18 protein-coding genes are annotated in these 21,575 nt (G+C 62.5%); 6 read left to right on the top strand and 12 right to left on the bottom strand.

Features of this window, described 5'->3' with window-relative positions; translation table 11 throughout:
- Nucleotides 1-17: 17 nt before the first annotated feature.
- From pcaG to pcaR, 7 genes are all read right to left on the bottom strand, one after another.
- Nucleotides 18-584, bottom strand: a complete 567-nt coding sequence (pcaG, locus tag IF690_RS07555) for a protocatechuate 3,4-dioxygenase subunit alpha (protein ID WP_202699586.1) — start codon at nt 582-584, stop codon at nt 18-20.
- 1 nt (nt 585) lies between these two features.
- Entirely contained in the window at nt 586-1,290 is a 705-nt protein-coding gene (pcaH, locus tag IF690_RS07550; RefSeq protein ID WP_202699585.1) for a protocatechuate 3,4-dioxygenase subunit beta, read from the bottom strand.
- A gap of 29 nt (nt 1,291-1,319) precedes the next feature.
- On the bottom strand, nt 1,320-2,525 hold the full coding sequence (pcaF, locus tag IF690_RS07545) for a 3-oxoadipyl-CoA thiolase (RefSeq protein WP_202701354.1): 1,206 nt from the start codon (nt 2,523-2,525) through the stop codon (nt 1,320-1,322).
- Complete coding sequence (locus IF690_RS07540) at nt 2,522-3,304, bottom strand: CoA-transferase subunit beta (RefSeq protein ID WP_174248213.1); 783 nt, start codon at nt 3,302-3,304, stop codon at nt 2,522-2,524. The genes pcaF and IF690_RS07540 overlap by 4 nt, the downstream gene beginning before the upstream one ends.
- Complete coding sequence (locus IF690_RS07535) at nt 3,301-4,158, bottom strand: CoA transferase subunit A (RefSeq protein WP_202699584.1); 858 nt, start codon at nt 4,156-4,158, stop codon at nt 3,301-3,303. Before IF690_RS07535 ends, IF690_RS07540 begins: the two co-directional genes overlap by 4 nt.
- Before the next feature lie 312 nt (nt 4,159-4,470).
- Nucleotides 4,471-5,817 (bottom strand): 4-hydroxybenzoate transporter PcaK, encoded by a 1,347-nt coding sequence (gene pcaK / locus IF690_RS07530; protein WP_202699583.1) that lies wholly within the window; start codon nt 5,815-5,817, stop codon nt 4,471-4,473.
- A 312-nt stretch (nt 5,818-6,129) separates the two neighbouring features.
- Nucleotides 6,130-6,972 (bottom strand): pca regulon transcriptional regulator PcaR, encoded by an 843-nt coding sequence (gene pcaR, locus IF690_RS07525; RefSeq protein ID WP_202699582.1) that lies wholly within the window; start codon nt 6,970-6,972, stop codon nt 6,130-6,132.
- A gap of 635 nt (nt 6,973-7,607) precedes the next feature.
- Here pcaR and IF690_RS07520 point away from each other — a divergent pair.
- Together IF690_RS07520 and IF690_RS07515 are read left to right on the top strand one after the other, a co-directional pair.
- Complete coding sequence (locus tag IF690_RS07520; protein WP_009047397.1) at nt 7,608-7,808, top strand: hypothetical protein; 201 nt, start codon at nt 7,608-7,610, stop codon at nt 7,806-7,808.
- 352 nt (nt 7,809-8,160) lie between these two features.
- Nucleotides 8,161-9,636 carry an inorganic phosphate transporter gene (locus tag IF690_RS07515; RefSeq protein WP_023968073.1) on the top strand — a complete coding sequence of 492 codons (1,476 nt, stop codon included), beginning with the start codon at nt 8,161-8,163 and terminating at the stop codon, nt 9,634-9,636.
- Between the two features lie 155 nt (nt 9,637-9,791).
- On the opposite strand, the gene ccoM is transcribed toward IF690_RS07515, so the two are convergent.
- The 3 genes from ccoM to IF690_RS07505 all read right to left on the bottom strand — a co-directional run bounded on the left by ccoM (nt 9,792) and on the right by IF690_RS07505 (nt 10,780).
- Entirely contained in the window at nt 9,792-9,908 is a 117-nt protein-coding gene (gene ccoM / locus IF690_RS29115) for a cytochrome c oxidase subunit CcoM (protein ID WP_007926603.1), read from the bottom strand.
- Between the two features lie 144 nt (nt 9,909-10,052).
- Nucleotides 10,053-10,211 carry a hypothetical protein gene (locus IF690_RS07510; RefSeq protein WP_023968072.1) on the bottom strand — a complete coding sequence of 53 codons (159 nt, stop codon included), beginning with the start codon at nt 10,209-10,211 and terminating at the stop codon, nt 10,053-10,055.
- 227 nt (nt 10,212-10,438) lie between these two features.
- On the bottom strand, nt 10,439-10,780 hold the full coding sequence (locus IF690_RS07505) for an aspartate-semialdehyde dehydrogenase (RefSeq protein ID WP_180924437.1): 342 nt from the start codon (nt 10,778-10,780) through the stop codon (nt 10,439-10,441).
- 219 nt (nt 10,781-10,999) lie between these two features.
- Between IF690_RS07505 and rapA the strand changes: the two genes are divergently transcribed.
- Nucleotides 11,000-13,846, top strand: a complete 2,847-nt coding sequence (gene rapA / locus IF690_RS07500; RefSeq protein ID WP_202699581.1) for an RNA polymerase-associated protein RapA — start codon at nt 11,000-11,002, stop codon at nt 13,844-13,846.
- A 77-nt stretch (nt 13,847-13,923) separates the two neighbouring features.
- On the opposite strand, the gene IF690_RS07495 is transcribed toward rapA, so the two are convergent.
- On the bottom strand, nt 13,924-15,270 hold the full coding sequence (locus IF690_RS07495; protein ID WP_202699580.1) for a spinster family MFS transporter: 1,347 nt from the start codon (nt 15,268-15,270) through the stop codon (nt 13,924-13,926).
- Nucleotides 15,271-15,608: 338 nt separating this feature from the next.
- On the opposite strand from IF690_RS07495, the gene IF690_RS07490 reads away from it, so the two are divergent.
- A complete protein-coding gene (locus IF690_RS07490) occupies nt 15,609-15,968 on the top strand; it encodes a YkgJ family cysteine cluster protein (protein WP_202699579.1) in 360 nt (119 codons plus the stop codon).
- Nucleotides 15,969-16,112: 144 nt separating this feature from the next.
- Nucleotides 16,113-18,401 carry a putative bifunctional diguanylate cyclase/phosphodiesterase gene (locus tag IF690_RS07485; protein ID WP_202701352.1) on the top strand — a complete coding sequence of 763 codons (2,289 nt, stop codon included), beginning with the start codon at nt 16,113-16,115 and terminating at the stop codon, nt 18,399-18,401.
- On the opposite strand, the gene IF690_RS07480 is transcribed toward IF690_RS07485, so the two are convergent.
- Nucleotides 18,292-19,188 carry an NAD(P)-dependent oxidoreductase gene (locus IF690_RS07480; protein ID WP_202699578.1) on the bottom strand — a complete coding sequence of 299 codons (897 nt, stop codon included), beginning with the start codon at nt 19,186-19,188 and terminating at the stop codon, nt 18,292-18,294. The genes IF690_RS07485 and IF690_RS07480 overlap by 110 nt on opposite strands.
- Nucleotides 19,189-19,380: 192 nt before the next feature.
- Here IF690_RS07480 and IF690_RS07475 point away from each other — a divergent pair, with 192 nt between their 5' ends.
- On the top strand, nt 19,381-21,564 hold the full coding sequence (locus IF690_RS07475; RefSeq protein ID WP_202699577.1) for a hypothetical protein: 2,184 nt from the start codon (nt 19,381-19,383) through the stop codon (nt 21,562-21,564).
- Nucleotides 21,565-21,575 lie beyond the last annotated feature (11 nt).

Raw genomic sequence — 21,575 nt, 5'->3', positions numbered from 1 at the left:
GATCCCTCCAGGCACACTCAATAATCGAAGAACACCGTTTCCGCGTCGGTACCCTGCAAGATCACGTTCCACTGGTAGTGACCCGGCGCATCCGCCTTGGCCAGCAAGGTGGCACGGCGCTCTTCGGGCACGCAGGCCAACAGCGGATCGGCCGCGTTGGCCGGCTCGCCGTCGAAGTAGATGCGAGTCAGCAGGTGCTTGACCAGGCCCCGGGCAAACACCAGCACCACCAGGTGCGGCGCCTGGGTCGAACCCTGCAGGCCAGGCACGCTGCCCGGCTTGATGGTGGTGAAGCGGAATCGCCCTTCGCCATCCACCGGCACCCGGCCGAAGCCCTGGAAGTTCGGATCCAGCGCCTTGTCCTGATCGTCTTCCGGGTGGTCGTACTTGCCGAGCGCATTGGCCTGCCAGATTTCCAGCATGGCGTCGTTGACGAAGTCGCCGTTGCCATCCACCACCTGGCCGCTGATCGCCACCCGCTCGCCGAGGGTCTCGGCCTGGGTCAGGTCTTCGCGGTTCAGCCAGGTCAGGCCGATGTGGTAGTAGGGACCGACGGTGTGGGACGTGGTCGCAGTCAGCGTCATCTTATTTCTCCATCGGCGTGGCATCGCGGCCGCGCAAGACGATGTCCCAACGGTAGCCGAGGGCGTAGGACGGAATGGTTTTCTCCAGGTCGAAGCTGGCGATCAGGCGTTCCTTGGCGCGGGTGTCCGGCACGCAGTTGTAGATCGGGTCGTAGGCCAGCAGCGGGTCGCCCGGGAAATACATCTGGGTCACCAGGCGCGTGAGGATGCTCGGCCCGAACAGCGAGAAGTGGATATGCGCCGGACGCCAGGCGTTGTGGTGGTTACCCCAGGGGTAGGCACCGGGCTTGATGGTCTGGAACTGGTACCCGCCATCGGCGTCGGTGACGGTGCGCCCGGTGCCGGTGAAGTTCGGGTCCAGCGGCGCATCGTGCAGGTCACGCTCGTGGTTGTAGCGACCGGCGGCGTTGGCCTGCCAGATCTCCACCAGGATCCCCGGCACCGGCAGGCCGTTCTCGTCCAGCACCCGGCCGTGGATGATGATGCGCTCGCCCTGGGGCTCGCCGGCATGCTGGGCAGTGAGGTCGTTGTCCTTGTCCTGCAGGTAATCGGCGCCGATGGTCGGGCCGGTGATTTCCGACAACGAATGGGGCAGGAACACCAGTGGCTTGGACGGCGAGCGGGTGTTGGTGGATTTGTAGGCCGGGTGCAGGTAATCAGGCTGACTACCTGGTTGCGGGCGCCGGTAACCGGGCTTGTCGGTCATGCTCGATCCTCGTTCTTATAAGAAGCGCGTCAGACGCGCTCGATGGCCAGTGCCAGGCCTTGGCCGACACCCACGCACATGGTCGCCAGGCCTTTCTTGCCACCGGTCTTTTCCAGCTGGTGCAGCGCGGTCAATACCAGACGCGCGCCGCTCATGCCCAGCGGATGGCCGAGGGCGATGGCGCCGCCGTTGGGGTTGACCTGGGGCGCGTCGTCCGCCAAGCCCAGCTCGCGCAACACCGCCAGGCCCTGGCTGGCGAAGGCTTCGTTGAGTTCGATCACATCAAAATCGCTGACCGCCACGCCCAGGCGCTCGGTCAGTTTGCGCACCGCCGGCACCGGGCCAATGCCCATCACCCGCGGCGCGACGCCGGCACTGGCCATGCCCAGCACTCGGGCACGGGCAGTCAGGCCGTACTTTTTCACCGCCTCGGCCGACGCCAGGATCAGCGCCGCCGCCCCGTCGTTGACGCCCGAGGCGTTGCCGGCGGTGACGGTCTTGTCCGGGCCATTGACCGGCTTGAGCTTGCTCAGGGTTTCCAGCGAGGTGTCGGCCCGCGGATGCTCGTCCTGCTCGACCACCGTCTCGCCCTTCTTGTGGACGATGCGCACCGGGACGATTTCCTCGGCGAAGAACCCGGCGGCCTGCGCCGCGGCGGTGCGCTGCTGGCTGCGCAGGGCGAACGCGTCCTGGTCGGCGCGCGACACCTGATAATCGTCGGCGACGTTGTCGGCGGTCTGCGGCATGGCATCCACGCCGTACTGGGCCTTCATCAGCGGGTTGATGAAGCGCCAGCCGATGGTGGTGTCTTCCAGCTTCATGTTGCGCGAAAAAGCGGTATCGGCCTTGCCCATGACAAAGGGCGCGCGGGACATCGACTCGACACCGCCGGCGATGGCCAGCTCCATCTCGCCGCTGGCGATGGCGCGGAAGGCGGTGCCGATGGCATCCATGCCCGAAGCGCACAGGCGGTTGAGGGTCACCCCCGGAATGGTTTCCGGCAGCCCGGCCAGCAGCAGCGCCATGCGCGCCACGTTGCGATTGTCTTCGCCGGCCTGGTTGGCGCAGCCGAGGAACACCTCGTCCAGCGCGCTCCAATCTACCGACGGGTTGCGCTCGATCAGCGCCTTGATAGGCACCGCGGCCAGATCGTCGGCACGGACTGTCGACAGGCCGCCACCAAAGCGGCCGATGGGGGTACGAATGGCGTCACAGATAAACACTTCGCGCATCAGGCTTCTCCCGGGGTCTGGCCGTGGGCCGCGGCGGTGCGGGCTTCCAGGTCGCGCAGGGCAGTCAGTTCGATCTCGGTCGGCGCGGCGGTCTCTGCAACCTGGTCGGCGAAACGGATCGCCCAACCAGTGGCGGCGACCACCTGCTCGCGGGTCACGCCCGGGTGCAGCGAGGTGACCACGAACTCATGGGTGCCGGCTTCCGGCTCCATGATGCACAGGTCGGTGATGATCCCCACTGGCCCTGCCCCTGGCAGGCCCAGGCGTTTGCGCGAATCGCCGCCTTCGCCGTGACCGACCGAGGTGATGAAGTCGAGCTTGTCGACAAAGGAACGCGACGACTGCTTGAGGATGATCAGTACGCTCTTGGCCGAGCCGGCAATCTCCGGCGCACCGCCAGCACCCGGCAGGCGGACTTTCGGCTGGTGGTAATCGCCGACCACCGTGGTGTTGATGTTGCCGAAACGGTCGACCTGGGCGGCGCCGAGGAAACCGACGTCGATACGCCCGCCTTGCAGCCAGTAGCGGAAAATCTCGCCGGTCGGCACCACGGTATCCGCGGTCTCGGCCAACTCGCCGTCACCGATGGACAGCGGCAGCACACTGGGCTTGGCGCCGATCGGGCCGGACTCGTAGATCAGCACCACGTCCGGCGACGACGTCAGGCGCGCCAGGTTGGCGGCCTTGGACGGCAGGCCGATCCCGACAAAGCATACCGAGCCGTTCTGCAAGCGGCGGGCGGCGGCAACGGTCATCATTTCATTGGTGGTGTAAGTCATTATTTGGCCCCCGTTGCTGCGGCCAGCTTGGCCTGGAATTCGCTGAAGTCAGCGCTGCCGCGGATGTATTCGTTGATCCAGGCGGTGAAGGTTTCACGGTCGCGGGCGATCGGGTCCCAGGCCTGGTAGAAGATGTTGTCGCGCTCGGTGTAGCCGTGGGCATAGGACGGATGGGCACCACCCGGCACATGGCAGACCGCGCTCAGGGCCCAGGTCGGCAGCACGCAAGCGTTCATCGGGGCGTTCAGGTCGTCGACGACTTCTTCCACGGTGACGATGCAGCGCTTGGCGGCCAGGGCGGCTTCCTTCTGCACGCCGAGGATGCCCCACAGCAGCACGTTGCCCTTGCGGTCGGCTTTCTGCGCATGGATCACGGTGACGTCAGGGCGCACCGACGGCACCGCCGCCAGCACTTCACCGGTGAAAGGGCAAGTCACGCTCTTGATCAGCGGGTTGACCTTCGGCAGGTCGGAGCCGGCATAGGCACGCAACACCGCGAATGGCAGGCCCGAGGCGCCCGCCACGTAGGCGTTGGCGAGGTCGGCATGGCTGTGTTCTTCGATTTCCAGGGCATGCGGCCATTGCTTCTCGACCGCGTCCCGCAGGCGATGCAGGGAACCGACGCCCGGGTTGCCGCCCCAGGAGAAAATCAGCTTGCGGGCACAACCGGCACCGATCAACTGGTCGTAGATCAGGTCAGGGGTCATCCGTACCAGGGTCAGGTCCTTTTTGCCCTGACGAATGATTTCGTGACCCGCGGCCGTGGGGATCAGGTGGGTGAAGCCTTCGAGCGCGACGGTATCGCCGTCGTTGACGAACTGCTTCACCGCGTCGTGCAGCGAAAGGATTTCAGCCATGGAAGGATCTCCCGATTGTTATTGAGCGACTGGAAGAAAAAGGCGCGAGGGATACGCCTGAGTGACTGAAGATTAAGCCGGGGGAAAAACCCAAACAATCCGATAATCGACTGAGCGTTCGTTTATCGAACGGATTGTTGCCTGACTATCGATTGCACTGTAGCCGCTGCCGCAGGCTGCGATCGACCCGGGCCGAGTGCGGAAAACGGTCGCGAAGCTCTCAGGATTGCTGAAGGCCTTTGGCCTTATCGCAGCCCGGGGCAGTGGCTACAGGTATTCAGCGCTCCCTTCGGGAGCGCTTTGCTCATTCGATCAGGTTGCATCCGCATGGCTGACCATGCCCTTGATCACTACCGCCGTGGTCGCCAGCGCCGCCGGGATCACCAGCGCGGTCAGCACCTGCTCGAAGTTCCAGCCCAGCCCCAAGAGCGTAGCGCCCATCCAGGCCCCGAGGATTGCGCCGAAGCGGCCAATGCCGAGCATCCAGGACACGCCAGTGGCGCGACCCTGGGTCGGATAGAAGCGCGCGGCCAGGGACGGCATCGCCGATTGCGCGCCGTTGACGCACATGCCGGCGATCAGCACCAGGGTCGCCAGCAAGGTGATGTTGCCCAGGCTTTGCCCGACCGCGTAGGCGAAGACCCCGGCCAGCAGGTAAAAGGTGCCGATGACCTTGTGCGGGTTGAAGCGGTCCATGGCCCAGCCCACCGCCACGGCGCTGAGTACCCCGCCAAACTGGAACAGCGCGCCGATAAAGGCCGCCTGCTCCATGCTCGCGCCGCTGTCGCGCATCAGGGTCGGCAGCCAGCTGGTCAGCAGGTACACGATCACCAGCCCCATGAAATAGGTCAGCCATAACAACAAGGTGCCGACGCTGTAGGTCCCGGAGAAAATCACCGCAAACACGTTGCGCGCCTTCACCGTCTTCTGTTCCGGCACGCTGAAGCTCGCGGCCTGGCCGACCGTGCCCGGCTCGATGGGCGCCAGGGCCTTGCGCACCTGGTCGGTGCCACGATTGCGCACCACCAGGTAACGCGCCGACTCCGGCAGCCAGGCCAGCAGCACCAGTGCCAGGATCAACGGCAGGATCCCGCCGATCAACAGCAAGCTGTGCCAGCCGAACGCCGGGATCAGCTTGGCGGAAATGAAACCGCCACCGGCCATGCCCAGGTTGAAACCACAGAACATGCTGGTCACCAGCAACGACTTGTGGCGCTCGGGGGTGTACTCGGAGAGCAGCGTGGTGGCATTCGGCATGCCGGCACCCAGGCCCAGGCCGGTGAGGAAACGCAGCACCAGCAACTGGTCGACATTGGTGCTGTAGGCCGACGCCAGGCTGAAGGCTCCGAACAGCAGCACCGCCCCCACCAGCACCATTTTGCGCCCGAAGCGGTCAGCCAGCGGGCCGGAGCCCAGCGCCCCGAACACCATGCCGATCAGCGCCGCACTCATCACCGGGCCGAGGCTGGCGCGGTCGATGCCCCAATCCTGGGACAGCGCCGGCGCGATAAAGCCCATGGCCGCGGTATCGAGGCCATCGAGGAAGACAATCAGGAAACACAGGATCACCACCCGCCACTGATAGCGCGACAGCGGCTGGGCATTGATAAAGGACTGCACATCGAGGCAGTTCCCTACAGCGGATTGAGGCTGGTTCATTATTTTTATTCCACGCGAAAAACGCAGGCGAACAGGTGCCAGCCAAAGCTGGTCGGTTCAAATCGAAAAAGGGTCTTGCGGGATCAGGCCATCGGCAGGCGAAGGCAGGATAAAGGAGCGCGGCTGGGCGCGCAGTCGATGCTCATGGGCGGGTTGGCCTCTTCATTATTATGGGGTCGCCGCGCGGCCATTGGAGAGGCAGAACTCCAGTGGCCGGATGACGCTGCCGCGACATTAATGAGGCAAGGGAAAGAGCGTCAATTCAGCCAGCACATATCTGTGCGTTTATCGAACAGCTTAAGCAGGCAACCCTCAAGCGAACAATTGGGCGCTGAGGTCGCGACTGGCGCTGAGCAGGCCCGGCAAGAAGCGCTGCTCCAGCTCGGCGCGGCTGACGCGGCCGGCATGGGTACTGACGTTGAGCGCGGCCAACACCTGGCCCGAAGCGTCGTACACCGGCACGGCGATGGAACGCAGGCCTTGCTCCAGCTCCTGATCGACGATGCACCAGCCCTGCTGCCTGACCTGTTGCAGGCATTCGAGCAGCGCCTGCGGCGTGTGCAGCGTACGACTGGTCTTGGCTTGCAGGTCGGCATGGTCGAGGTATTCGCGCAACGAAGCGTCATCCAGCGCCGCCAGCAGGATCCGGCCCATGGATGTGCAATAGGCCGGCAGGCGCCCGCCAACCGAGAGGTCGACCGAGATCAGGCGCTGGGTGGTGGCCGAACGGGCGATGTACAGAATGTCGTCGCCTTCCAGGGTGGCCATGTTGCAGGCTTCGTGCAGCTGCTCGCTCATGCGATCCAGGTAAGGCTGGGCCGACACCGCCAGCGGCGTGGAAGACAGATAGGCGTGCCCCAGCGTCAGCACCTTGGGCAGCAGCGAATAGGTGCGCCCATCGGTGGTGGCGTAACCGAGCTTGATCAAGGTGTGCAGGCAGCGGCGCACGGCGGCACGGGGAATCTCCGTGCGGTGGCTGATCTGGGCGATGGTCAGATGGCGCTTGCGTTCCTGAAAGGCCTGGACCACCGCCAGGCCGCGAGCCAGAGAAGTCATGAAGTCCGGATCACCCGTCAGCGCCTGAATCCGCTTGGCTGGCGAAGCGACAATCGGTGGCGCGGCGGAAGCGAAGGCATTACGCAATTGATCGTTCATTTCAGGTTCTCTGCGACGGAAGTCCGGCTTATTACAAGCCGTACTGGAGAGGATGCACAAGCCTGCATGGCCAACATTGGGCGATTATCGAACCATCGACCGATAATCGCAATCCTTCACGATTAAGTGCTGCTACGCGATGTGGCGTTTTTTTGCCGCCAATAAAGTGCTCATTTCTTCCGTGTTAGTCCAGGCAACTTGTCAGGCCTTGTTACAGAACTAGCTCTCGCCATCCGGATTAAAACTTTCGTGTAACAAAACCCTGATATCAAGTTGACGATTTTTAACTTATTGCCGATAGAGTTATCCATGATCGCCGCTATAATGAGCAAAGTGATCACCGACGCTTTTCTGTGTTCGGCAGCATCATCAGGTTGCGTACCAATAAGTGACGCCTCCTGCAGCAAGCGCCTGATGCTCATCTCAATATGCCCGGCCAATGCGCTTGCAAAATAGTAACTGTTGCTACGACAGCTGTTCTTGTCCGGTGGCGTGGCCGCATGCAACAAGAAGCGGTTTGGCGAGCCCCATCGCACCCCTGGCTCCTTTAATCGAGCCGAGTACGAGGCGGTTTGATAAACCCGATCTAGGCAATGCGTATCATCGGGATAATCTCAACTCAGTTAGGTAATACTGTGACGAAAGACGAACTGCGCGCGGAACTTGAGCGCCAGGAACAACGTTACAAGGAAGTTTACGGAGGCGAAGTCACCACCTACGCCGCCCAGCCTGAACCGGAACGCAAACCCTGGCGCAAGCGCGCCAGCATTCTCGACCAGGCATTTACCCAAGAATTGCAAAAGATGGAAAAAGAGCTCAAGGCAGAACAGCCGTAACGCGGTTCGCCTGAAGCTTTCGCACTGCTCGATGCCCTTGCAGATAAAGGTCGATGCAAGGTCGGCCGGGCATCCGCCGTGCGCCAGCGAATGGCCCCCGAGGGCTCAAAAAGCGTCATGAAAGTGAAATTTCATACAAGCGTTTGAGACGTTTGACTCCGCGTTGCGCCCCAGTGCCTGAGGATGAGACCCAGTAAAATCAATGGCTTGCCCATGCCCCCAAAAAAGGCATGGCCATTGGCCTGCCTCCGGCTTTTTCATTGAAGAATGTTACCAACCAGCACCTAGTGCATCGATTACCAGGGTTTTCTGGCATAATCGCGCCCCCTTATGACCGGGTCAGAAAACCTTCATGATCGATTTATTCAGCGGACTGGATGCTTGGGTGCTTGTGAGCCTCTTGCTCGCCCTGGCTTTTGTCCTCGCCTACGAGTTCATCAACGGCTTTCATGACACCGCAAATGCGGTTGCCACTGTTATCTATACCAAAGCCATGCCGCCGCACCTGGCCGTATTCTTTTCCGGTGTATTCAATTTCCTCGGTGTGCTGCTGGGCGGCGTCGGCGTGGCCTATGCCATCGTCCATCTGCTGCCGGTCGAGCTGCTGATCAATGTCAACACCGGTCACGGCCTGGCCATGGTCTTCTCGTTGCTGGCCGCGGCCATCACCTGGAACCTGGGCACCTGGTACTTCGGTATTCCCGCCTCCAGCTCCCACACCCTGATCGGTTCGATCCTCGGCGTCGGCCTGGCCAACGCCCTGCTCAACGACATCCCGCTGGGCGATGGCGTGAACTGGCAGAAGGCGATCGACATCGGTGCTTCCCTGGTGTTCTCACCCATGGCCGGCTTCCTGATTGCTGCCCTGGTGCTGATCGGCCTGAAGTGGTGGCGCCCGATCTCGAAGATGCACAAGACCCCGGAACAACGCCGCAAGGTCGACGACAAGAAACACCCGCCCTTCTGGAATCGCCTGGTGCTGGTGATCTCGGCCATGGCCGTGAGCTTCGTGCACGGCTCCAACGACGGCCAGAAAGGCATCGGCCTGATCATGCTGGTACTGATCGGTATCGTGCCCGCGCAGTTCGTGCTCGACCTGAACAGCACCACCTACCAGATCGAACGTACCCGCGACGCCACCCTGCACCTGAGCCAGTTCTACCAGCGCAACCAGGACTCCCTGGGCGAGTTCCTGGCCCTGGGCAAAAGCGTGAAAGACGATCTGCCAGGCAAGTTCCGCTGCAACCCGCAGCAGACCGAACCGACCATCGAGGCGCTGCTGGGTGCCCTCAAAGGTGTCGCCGACTATCACTCGCTGCCGGCCGAAAGCCGCATCGAAGTGCGTCGTTACTTGCTCTGCCTGGACGACACCGCGAAGAAAGTCGGCAAGCTGCCGCACCTCGCGGCCCGTGAAAAGGCTGACTTGGACAAGTTGCGCAAAGACCTGACCGCCACCACCGAATACGCGCCATTCTGGGTGATCCTGGCCGTAGCCCTGGCCCTTGGCCTGGGGACCATGATCGGCTGGAAACGAGTGGTGCAGACCATCGGTGAGAAGATCGGCAAGCAAGGCATGACCTATGCCCAGGGCATGTCGGCGCAGATCACCGCCGCCGGCCTGATCGGCATGGCCAATATCTTCAGCCTGCCGGTATCGACCACCCACGTGCTGTCGTCGGGTGTGGCCGGGACCATGGTCGCCAACAAAAGCGGCCTGCAAAGCGGCACCGTGCGCACCATCCTGCTGGCCTGGGTGCTGACCCTGCCGGCAACCGTGGCGCTGTCGGCCGGTCTGTTCTGGCTGGCCTCGAAAGCCCTCGGGAGCTGATTCGCTCGGTCCGCGACAAAAAAGGTGCGCCCCTCGGGTCGCACCTTTTTTGTTTTGTGCCTGAAAGAAATGATGGGGTTCCACAAAACACACAGGCAAAAAAAAGGGCAACCGAAGTTGCCCAAAATGCCTTGCGTGCTCGTTACCGGAAAGATTCAAGGTTTTTTGCGTTTATGCGCATCTTTCCAGATGAAAAATCCAAACCCGGCGAAAAACAGAACCATGAGGCCGACAGTCAGCACTCCGGCGATCACCACATTGTCGAAAAACATGACTGGCCTCCTGCTCTTGCCCTGTTGCGATGGGGCTAAGTTAACCAAAGAGGCGGCGGGGAAAATTGACCGGGGTCAATGGTCGCCCAAGACAGGACGACAGGGAGGGAAATAACTGACTTACATCAACAGTTCGCGCCCGATTCAGCGCTTTTTCGGCTTTTTCGGTTTCTTCTTCGGCTTGCCCAAAGGCATTGCCTGCTCGAATGCCTGGCGCACTTCATTCAGGCGTTTTTCCTTCAAGTCATGCACACGCTTGGCACGTTCGGCGTTCAGGTCGATCAGGTTGTCGTCTTGGCTCATGGCGTTGGCTTACATCATTCAGGTCTGTGTCGACCGGAGCCTCTATATATAGATAGCGCGGCTGCGGCCCTTGCGGGTTTGCCAATAATGCGGCGTGACGCGGCGGCTGACCAGTGATCGGCAGATATTGAGCGCAATTAAAGATGGAGGTCCGCCGTTCGACCAGCATCGCGCGGATTACGGCGTGTGATGCCTTGCCCCGCTGTGGCGGTATTAAAGAACGGTATCTAAACCTCGACGTCGACCCACAACCCCTGGCGTGGCGCATCCTCGATCAGCGGTACCACCGGCACGGTGTTGTCGGCATTCAGCTCGTCCCCGGGCACGGCCAAGTGCAGCTCGGGATCGTCCTCGGCCTCGCGCTGGCGTTTGTGCCTTTGCTGCTGGCGCTGCTGTTCTTCGCGCAGCAGCAACGCCGACTGTTCGGCATCGCGCTTCTGCAGGTCGATGGTGCTTTCGTTGGAACTCTGTTGCACCGGCACCACCGGCGGGATATCCGGGCGCGGCCGGATCGGATCCTGCTGGGAGGTCACAGGCACGGCACTCAAGGGCAGCATCGGGGGCAGCATATTATTGGTCTCCTGTCGGCAGGCTGTCGGCTGCTGCGGGGGCGACTTGAGCCATCGGTCGCAAACTTGTGACCCAGTCGTCACCCGATAGTGCCCCGGGCCCCGACAAATGCGCCCGATACGCTACCTTCCAGCGTAGTTGTTTTTGTTAGAGCCCTTTGGCCTGAGGGCACCGATCCGTTAACATAGTCGGCTTTTTCAAGGCGGGAGTCAGGCAGCATGGCGCAGCAGTATCAACCGGGGCAACGCTGGATTAGTGACAGCGAAGCCGAGCTAGGTCTAGGCACCGTTCTGGCACAGGACGGCCGCTTGCTGACCGTGCTCTATCCGGCCACTGGCGACACTCGCCAGTATGCGCTACGGAATGCGCCCCTCACTCGCGTGAGGTTTTCCCCGGGTGACACCATCACCCACTTCGAAGGCTGGAAAATGACCGTGCGCGAAGTCGACGACGTCGACGGCCTGCTGGTCTACCACGGCCTCAACGGGCAGAACGAAGTCGTCACCCTGCCGGAAACCCAACTCTCGAACTTCATCCAGTTCCGCCTGGCCAGCGACCGTCTGTTCGCCGGGCAGATCGACCCGCTGGCCTGGTTCTCCCTGCGCTACCACACCCTGGAACACACCAGCCGCCAGCTGCAATCGTCGCTGTGGGGCCTGGGTGGCGTACGCGCGCAGCCTATCGCCCACCAGTTGCACATTGCCCGTGAAGTCGCCGACCGTATCGCGCCGCGGGTTCTGTTGGCGGACGAAGTGGGCCTGGGCAAGACCATCGAAGCCGGCCTGGTGATCCATCGCCAGTTGCTGTCGGGCCGCGCCAGCCGCGTGCTGATCCTGGTCCCGGAAAACCTGCAGCACCAGTGGCTGGTGGAAATGCGCCGGCGCTTCAACCTGCAGGTTGCACTGTTCGACGAAGAACGTTTTATCGAAAGCGATGCCGCCAACCCCTTCGAGGACACCCAGCTCGCCCTGGTGGCCCTGGAATGGCTGGTGGACGACGAGAAGGCCCAGGACGCGCTGTTCGCCGCCGGCTGGGACCTGATGGTGGTCGACGAAGCCCACCACCTGGTATGGCACGAAGACCAGATCAGCCCGGAATACGCGCTGGTGGAACAGCTTGCCGAAGTCATTCCTGGTGTCCTGTTGCTCACCGCCACCCCGGAACAACTGGGCCAGGACAGCCACTTCGCCCGTCTGCGCCTGCTCGACCCGAATCGTTTCCACGACCTGGCGGCCTTCCGCGCCGAGAGCGAAAACTATCGCCCGGTGGCCGAAGCCGTGCAGGAGCTGCTGGATAAGGGTCGCCTGTCGCCAGAAGCGCACAAGACCATCCACAGTTTCCTCGGTAACGAAGGCGAAGCCCTGCTCGCCGCCGTCAACGAGGGCGACAGCGAGGCCAGCGCGCGCCTGGTGCGCGAGCTGCTGGACCGCCACGGCACCGGCCGCGTGCTGTTTCGCAACACCCGCGCCGCGGTGCAAGGCTTCCCCGAGCGCAAGCTGCACCCGTACCCGCTGCCGTGCCCGGACGAATACCTGGAACTGCCGCTGGGCGAACACGCCGAGCTGTACCCGGAAGTCAGCTTCCAGGCCCAGCCGGACGCCAGCGAAGAACAGCGCTGGTGGAAATTCGACCCGCGCGTCGAGTGGCTGATCGACCAGCTGAAAATGCTCAAGCGCACCAAGGTCCTGGTGATCTGCGCCCATGCCGAAACCGCCATGGACCTGGAAGACGCCCTGCGCGTGCGTTCCGGCATCCCGGCCACGGTGTTCCACGAAGGCATGAACATTCTCGAGCGCGACCGCGCCGCCGCCTACTTCGCCGACGAAGAGTTCGGCGCCCAGGTGCTGATCTGCTCGGAAATCGGCAGTGAAGGTCGCAACTTCCAGTTCGCCCACCACCTGGTGCTGTTCGACCTGCCGTCGCACCCGGACCTGCTGGAGCAGCGGATCGGCCGTCTCGACCGGATCGGCCAGAAACACGTGATCGAACTGCATGTGCCGTACCTGGAAACCAGCCCGCAAGAGCGCCTGTTCCAGTGGTACCACGAAGCGCTGAACGCCTTCCTCAATACCTGCCCGACCGGCAACGCCCTGCAGCATCAGTTCGGCCCGCGCCTGCTGCCGCTGCTGGAAGAAGCCGACGACGGCGAGTGGCAAGCGCTGATCGACGAGGCGCGCACCGAGCGCGAACGCCTGGAAGCCGAGCTGCACACCGGTCGCGACCGCTTGCTGGAACTCAACTCCGGTGGCGCTGGCGAAGGCGATGCGCTGGTGGAAGCGATCCTCGAGCAGGACGATCAGTTCGCCCTGCCGATCTACATGGAAACCCTGTTCGACGCCTTCGGCATCGACAGCGAAGACCATTCGGACAACGCGCTGATCCTCAAGCCGAGCGAAAAAATGCTCGACGCCAGCTTCCCGCTGGGCGACGACGAAGGCGTGACCATCACCTACGACCGCAACCAGGCGCTGTCTCGCGAAGACATGCAGTTCATCACCTGGGAACACCCGATGGTGCAAGGCGGCATGGACCTGGTGCTGTCCGGTTCCATGGGCAACACCGCCGTGGCGCTGATCAAGAACAAGGCGCTGAAACCCGGCACCGTGTTGCTGGAACTGTTGTACGTCAGTGAAGTGGTGGCACCGCGCTCGCTACAGCTGGGCCGCTACCTGCCACCGGCCGCCCTGCGCTGCCTGCTGGACGCCAACGGCAACGACCTGTCGGCGCGTGTCGCCTTCGAGACCCTCAACGACCAGTTGGAAAGCGTGCCCAAAGCCAGCGCCAACAAGTTCATCCAGGCCCAGCGCGACCAGCTGACGCCGAAGATCAACGCCGGCGAAGCGAAGATCGCCCCGCGTCACGCCGAGCGCGTGGCCGAGGCGCAACGTCGCCTGGCCGCCGACACCGACGAAGAACTGGCGCGCCTGACCGCGTTGCAGGCGGTCAACCCGACCGTGCGCGACAGCGAGCTGGTGGCCCTGCGCCAACAACGCGAACAAGGCCTGGCCATGCTTGAGAAAGCGGCGCTGCGCCTGGAAGCGATCCGGGTACTGGTAGCGGGCTGACCCCCCTGCTCTCCCGGTAAATGAAAAGGCCCGCACCATGCGGGCCTTTTTTATCGGCGCCTACAGGACATGGGCGATCAGGCGGTCACCGCCGTCCCCACAGCCGCGCCTGGCACCAATCCGTCCTTCATCCGCTGCGCATCGCGCACGAAGCAGCGCGAGGCCAGGAACAGGAACAGCATGGTCAGCAGCAACGCCACCGGGATCAGGTACATGGCGTCATGCAGGCCAACCGCCTTGAACGCCTCGGTCATCTGCTCCGCCCCGGCGGCATACATCGCCGCATGGGCGAAGTGATCGGACAGTGCCCCGACCACCACCGGCCCCAGGCCACCGCCCAGCAGATACAGGCCGGCGAAAAACAGCGCCATGGCCGTGGCCCGCAGGCGTGGTTCGACCACATCCTGGATGGCCGTGTAAACGCAGGTATAGAAGTTGTAGGCGAACAGCCAGCCGACACTGAACACCGCGACGAACACCCCGATCTCGATACGCCCGGCATGCAGGGCCCAGGCGGTGCACAGGGTCGAGACCAGCATGCTGAAGGCCGCGAACAGCAACCGGCCATTGGCGACGCGCTGGTGAATCTTGTCGGCGACCCAGCCGCCCAGGGTCAGCCCGAACAACCCGGTCAACCCGACTATCACCCCGGTCGCCACCGCGGCTTCCTGCAACGGCATCAAGAAATAACGCTGCAGCATCGGCACCAGGAACGAGTTGCAGGCGTAGGTGGCGAAGTTGAAGGTCAGCCCGGCCAGCACCAGCCAGAGAAAGGTCGGGATCGCCAGCACCCGGCGGATCGGCCGGTCGACGCGCTCCTGGGAGACCTTGACGGTTTCCGCCGCCCCGCGCTTGGGTTCCTTGATGAAGAACATGAACACCGCCAGCAACAAGCCTGGCACCGCGGCGATAAAGAACGGCGCGCGCCAGCTGTCGAAAGCCTTGACCATGGCGCCGATGGTGAAGAACGCCAGCAACAGGCCCAGGGGCAGGCCGAGCATGAAGATACCCATGGCCCGTGCCCGGCGATGGGCCGGGAACAGGTCGCCGATCAGCGAGTTGGCGGCCGGCGCATAGCTGGCTTCGCCGATGCCGACGCCCATGCGCACGATCAGGAAACTCCAGAAGCTGCCCACCAGGCCGTTGACCGCGGTCAGCCCGCTCCATACCGCCAGGCCCCAGCCCATGAGCTTGCTGCGCGAACCGGTATCGGCCATGCGCCCCAGGGGCAGGCCGGCAATGGCGTAGACGATGGTGAAGGCGGTGCCGATGATGCCGATCTGGAAGTCGCTCAGGTGCCATTCCATGCGGATCGGCTCGATGATGATGGCCGGAATGGTGCGATCGAAGAAGTTGAACAGGTTAGCCAGGAACAACAGGAACAGAATGCGCCAGGCATTCGCCGCTTGGGTCGAGTTCTGCATGGGTCGGTCTCTTTATTGTTATTCGGCCAGACGCAACCGAGCCTGGAAGTTGCAATCTAGTCAGCCCCGCCGCGGTTGTCTGTAATGATTCGTAAGGCTGATATCAGGTAATCCGAAGCACAGGCCATCAACCGTGCTCGACGGTCGCCCGAACAGCGCCAGCGCCCCTGCCCAAACCGCCGCAAGCCCCCGGATACCGGGGCTAAAGCCAGATTTCTCAAGGGCTTGCGCAGGGCCTGAAAAATACCTCGCGCGCCCCCTTCCCAAGGCCGTTGCGAAGCCTAGAATAGCGACGTTGCTCCCCCCCTCATCAACCTCCTCCCCTTTTGAATACGCCCATGTCCGAAGCCAGTCCGTGTCTGAATTGCGGTGCCTGCTGTTCACACTTTCGTGTGTCTTTTTTCTGGGGTGAATGCGCCTCTTCCGGCGGTACGGTCCCCGACGATCTGGTGGCGTCCATCAGCCCCAGCCGGGTCGCCATGCTCGGGACCGATTGCAAGTCGCCCCGCTGCATCGCGCTGAGCGGGGAAGTCGGCAAGCACGTCAGTTGCTCGATCTACGAGCAGCGCTCCAGCCCCTGCCGCGAGTTCGAAGCATCCTGGGAAAACGGTGAACAGAACCTCGATTGCGACGCTGCGCGCGCGGCATTCGGGCTCGCGCCCCTGGAGCCGGCGCAGTACTTCGAACAGAGTGCTTAGTTCGATTGGCTATGGACTGAATTCCAAAATCATTTAAGTCAATTTGCCACCATCGCTTTCAGCCTTGCCTCGGCTTCCTATACTCAGCCCCATTGGCCAGCCACCCAGGGTTGGCCCTGGATGACTCAAGAAACGGGGCATGCGATGGAATGGCTTGGTCTGCATTTTTTTACCGAGCTCCCCGAAGGCGGGCAGGTATTACTCACCTGCAATCACAACCCCGTGCTGGTGATCCTCGCCTATCTGGTGGCCTGCGCCGGCAGCTTCGCCACCCTGGACATGGCCGAACGGGTGCGCCACGTCGACCTGGCAGCGGCCCAGCAACGCTGGCGCTGGGTCGGCGCCTTCTGCCTGGCGGGCGGCATCTGGGCCATGCACTTCATCGGCATGCTGGCGCTGCAGATCCCCATCGAAACCCATTACGACCTGCCCATGACCCTGCTGTCGCTGCTGATCGCGGTGGTTGCGTCCTGGTTGGCGATGAAGACCCTCAGCCATCCCCGACTACAACTGTGGCGCTACCTGCTGGCGTCGATCTGGATCGGCCTGGGCATCTGCACCATGCACTATGTCGGCATGGCGGCCATACGCTCGCCAGCCACGGCCTACTACCAGCCCGACCTCTTCGGTCTGTCGATTGCCATCGCCATCAGCGCGAGCCTGGTCGCCCTGCTGTTGTCCCGCTACCTGAGCAACGGCAGCGGCGTGCTCCACCAGTTGCTCAAATACGCTGCCAGCCTGCTGCTGGGGGGCGGCATAGTCACCATGCATTTCACCGGCATGTGGGCGTTGAAACTGGTGCTGCCGGCGGCGGGCACGCCCTCCATCGCGGTGGACGACAACCCCTTGCAACTGGGCCTGACCATCGCCGTCATCGCCCTGCTGATCATTGGCAGCAGCATCAGCGCGGCCCTGGCGGACAAGAAACTCCAGCACAAGGAGCAGGACCTGCGCCGGGTCAACACCCTGTTGAGCCAGCTGGACCAGGCTCGGGTAGCCCTGCAACAAGTGGCGCATTACGACGCGCTGACCAACCTGATCAATCGTCGCGGCTTCAATCAGCTGTTCGCCGAAAAGCTCATCGAAAAGACCGTGCAGGGCGGCATGCTGGCGGTGATGTTCCTCGACATCGATCACTTCAAGCGGATCAACGACAGCCTCGGCCACGATGCCGGCGACGAACTGTTGAAGGTGATTGCCAGCCATATCAAAAGCTCCACCCGTAGCCATGAAGATGTGGTGGCGCGTTTCGGCGGAGACGAGTTCTGCATCCTCATGAGCTTGAGCAACCGCGACGAAGCCCGGCACATGGCGCAACGCATCATGAGCAAAATGAAGGAGCCCATCGAGCTGGCAGGAAGGCGCATGGTGATGACCACCAGCATCGGTATCAGCGTCTTTCCCGACGATGGCACAACCTGCGAAGAGCTGCTCAAGCATGCCGACCTGGCGCTCTATCAATCCAAGGGCGGCGGTCGCAACAGCCTGCATTTCTTCAGCACCAACCTGAAGACCCGGGCGAGCCTGGAACTGCAACTGGAGGAAGAACTGCGCAACGCCCTGCGCAGCGAAGCCGGATTGACCCTGTATTACCAACCCATCTACGACCTGGGCAGCCGCAAGGTCAGCAAGCTCGAAGCGCTGGTGCGCTGGCGGCATCCGTTGCACGGGCTGCTGGCCCCGGATCGCTTCATCGGGATCGCCGAAGCCAACGGGCTGATTGCCGAACTGGACAACTGGGTCTTGCGCAAGGCCTGCGAGGACCTGGCCGCCCTGTCCCACCACGGCTTTGCCGAGCTGAAAATCGCGGTGAACTGCTCGGCCCTGAACCTGGCCCGGGAGGCATTGGCCGAGGAGATCGCCAACGCCCTGAGCAGCGCCGGCGTCGCGCCCCAGCGCCTGGAACTGGAAGTCACGGAAAACGCCCTGATGGGCAACATCGACAGCACCGTGGCCCTGTTGCGGCAGATCCGCAATCTCGGGGTGTCATTGTCGATCGACGACTTCGGCACCGGTTACTCGTCCCTCGCCTACCTCAAGCGCCTGCCGCTCAACACCCTGAAGATCGACCGCTCGTTCATCCAGGACGTGCCCCAGTCGACCCAGGACAAGGAGATCGTCCAGGCGATCATCGTCATGGCCCATACCCTGCACTTGCAGGTGGTGACCGAAGGCGTCGAGAGCGTGCAACAGTATGAGTTCCTCGCTCAATACGGCTGCGACTTCATCCAGGGTTACCTGCTCAGCCGGGCGCTGCCCCTGGAAGAGTTGCCCGCGGTGATCGACGAGATCGAGCAGCGCATGCTGCCCGCCGTCGCCGGGGTCAGCCTTCTGACGCCGGCTCGCGATACAGGCGGATCAGGGTCGCGGGATCCTGTTCCAGATAACCCTGGCCGCCATGCAAGCGCATCAGCTGCGCAGCCAATCCGCTGATCGGCGTGGCCGAGCCCTGCTCACGGGAGAACTTCACCGCAGCGTCCAGATCCTTGAGCAGGGTGCGCACATGCCATTTGATCGGTTCGAAGCGGCTTTCGGCCATCTGCGGGGCGAGGATCTGCAACGGCCTGGAATCGGCAAAACCACCGGCCAGCGCCTCGGCCAGCAATGACGCATCGACCCCGGAACGCTCGGCCAGCGCCACCACTTCGGCAATCACCAGTGCATTGCAGGCGACGATCATCTGGTTGCAGGCCTTGGTCACCTGGCCGGCGCCGACACCGCCCATATGAGTCACCCGGTGCCCCAGGTGGAGCAGGAGCGGACGAACCCTTTCGATATCCGCCGTCTCGCCACCGACCATGATCGCCAGGCTGCCAGCCTCGGCACCGGGCGTGCCGCCGGACACCGGGGCATCGACCCAACCCATGCCGGTCGCGCCCGCCAGTTGCGCGGCCATTTCCCGGGTGGCGGTCGGCTCCAGGCTGGAGAGGTCCACCAGCAACTGGCCGGCCCGGGCCCCCTGGGCAATGCCATCGGCGCCGAACACCACCTCGCGCACCACCTCGGTGTTGGCCAGGCACAGCAGCACCAGGTCCGCCGCCTCGCACAGGCGGGCCGGAGTCTCGGCCAGTTGTGCGCCCGCCTCCAGCAGCGGTGCGCATTTTTCCCGGTTGCGGTTCCACACCACCAGGGGATAACCCGCCGCCAGCAGACGGCGACACATGGGCAAGCCCATCAGGCCAATACCGGCGAACCCTAGGGTGGGTAACGTTGCCATCATCTTGCCTCCTTTTGATTAAAGATCACCGAAAACTGGCCGATTTATCTGAACTTAGGAAAGGATTCCCCCTAGCGGCCATCAGACTTATCCCTATCGCTGGGGCCAATATCGCACTGTAAAGTCGCGAGATCCCACTTGATGGCTCTTTGATATCTTTTCACCGAGCCGACCAGTCCAGGCACACGGCGCACAATGACTTCTAAAAACAATTCTGCCAACGCAGTATCCGAACTGACGCTGACCCCGGGCAGCCAGAGCTTTTCAGATTCGAAGCCATTGTCCAGCTCGCGCCCGCAGGCGCCCCAGCAATACCTCTACTTCACCGAAACCAACACCGACCGCATCCTCGACAACCTCGACGGCCTGCGCGACTCGGTATTTCCCCGCGCGCCGCACCTGGAAGACGAACTCGAGGCACGCCGCGAGCAGGAGTTTCCCTCGGTCTGCCTGATTGGCCTGGGCCGCTGTGGGTCGAACATCGCCCTGGATGTAGCGGAGCTGGTGTACAACGCCCGCAAGTTCTACCTCAACGAGTTCAACAACGACGACAAGGCCTATGCCGACAAGGGCTACAGCCCCGCCCAGTGGATCCGCCATAACTTGCGCCTGGGCCAGAACAAGGCGAGCAAACCGGTATTCCTGGTCGAGCCGCTGGTGATGCTGGGCGACCTGGACAAAGACATCGCCGGGCGCATCCGCTTCTCGCGCAAGGGCGAAAAAAGCGGCTTCATCCGCGACTACAGCAAGATGAAGATCATGGACCTCTCGGAAGTCCACGCCGGCGGCGCCGGTAACGCGCCGATCCTCGGCCAGTACCTGGCCAAGATCATCCTCAACAAGGACACCCAGCGCTTCTCCAGCCCCGACTGGAAAATGATCCACTCGTACCTGATCGACTCCTGCGGCATCAAGGCCAACCAGTCGCGCCTGTACTTCTCGATCTTCAGTGCCGGCGGCGGTACCGGCTCGGGCATGGCCTCGGAGTTCGGCCTGGCCCAGCAGTACTCGTACATGAACAAGACGTTCGACACCAAGCCGATCGACGAGCACGACAGCAAGAGCGGCCACTCGTTTGTCTTCGAGCCGATCTTCACCAGCGGTATCTGCGTACTGCCAAATATCTCCGATCACCGCAGCGAAATGTCCGAAGCGTTGCACATCAACGCCGGACGCCTGCTGTGCAAATACCTGTCAGAAGAATGGGACTTCTCCTACAACTTCGATAGCGAAGACAGCAGCGAAGCCAGCGTCATGGGGCGCATCCGCCCATGGAACGCGATGATGCTGATTTCCAACGACATCATGCGCTATGCCGAAGAGAGCGATGACGGCAACATCCAGAACATCGACGTCAATGCCATGGAGAAGCACGCCAACCAGTACATCTCCCAGCAGATCTTCAACATCCTCACCGCCCAGGCGGTGACCACCGACTACGACCAGAACTACTTCCGCCGCGCCGGCATCGACATCGGCGAGACCATCCGCCTGGATGCCAACGATCTGTTCATGAGCCTGGCCGGCCCGGTGGCGATCGCCTATGCCGAGTCCGTGGTCCCGGAAACCCCGGTGCCGACCGGCGACAAGTTCAAGGTGTTCGAGAAAGAGCCGCAGCGCCTGAACATCGACGACCTGTTCTTCCGCTCCATCGACCTGCCGCACTTCAACAAGGTGACCCAGGCCATCGAGGGCATCAGCCTGCTGCCGATCGAGTCCAAGCGCTATCGCGCGGCGCTGGAGCAGTACAAGGCTTCCGGTTACGACGCGGCCGCCCTGCACGACCTGCACTTCTTCAAGAACTGCTCGTCGGTGGTGTCGATCGTCTCCCTGCCGAAGGACTACAAGCTGTCGTACATGGACCTGAACCGGCTCAAGACCCACCTCAACAGCCTGTTCCCCAACACCACCCTCAAGCGTTATGCCCTGGTGATCGGCGCTTCGGCCAACCTCTCGCTGACGACCCTGATCGCCAAGAGCCCGTGCCTGTCGGACGACTTCCTGACCCTGATCGTGGCCTTTATCAAGCGTTGCTTCGCCCGCAACCCGTACCGCTTCGACGAGACCCTGGACAACTCGATCCTCGATTTCATCGTCAGCGAGGCATTCGATGAAAGCCGCATCGACGAGCTGCTCAACGAGTTCGAGAACCCGGCGAAGATCCTCGATACCAACTGGTACGCGATCAAGCCGATGTACGAGAAGAAGTACCGCGAGCTGATCAACGACAAGGACAAGTTCGTTTCGATCAACGACATCCGCCTGTCCCGCGATTGCGTGAAGAAAGCCATCAAGTACCTGCGCGAGATCTATCGTCACCGCATCGGCAAGACCAAGGTCATTTCGCTGAACAACCACACGGGCAGGACAGCGTACTAACAGCTGCTCCT

The sequence above is a fragment of the Pseudomonas sp. SK3(2021) genome (assembly GCF_016772375.1).
Lineage (GTDB): Bacteria > Pseudomonadota > Gammaproteobacteria > Pseudomonadales > Pseudomonadaceae > Aquipseudomonas > Aquipseudomonas chlororaphis_I.
This window is presented reverse-complemented; position numbering and strand designations above follow the sequence as displayed.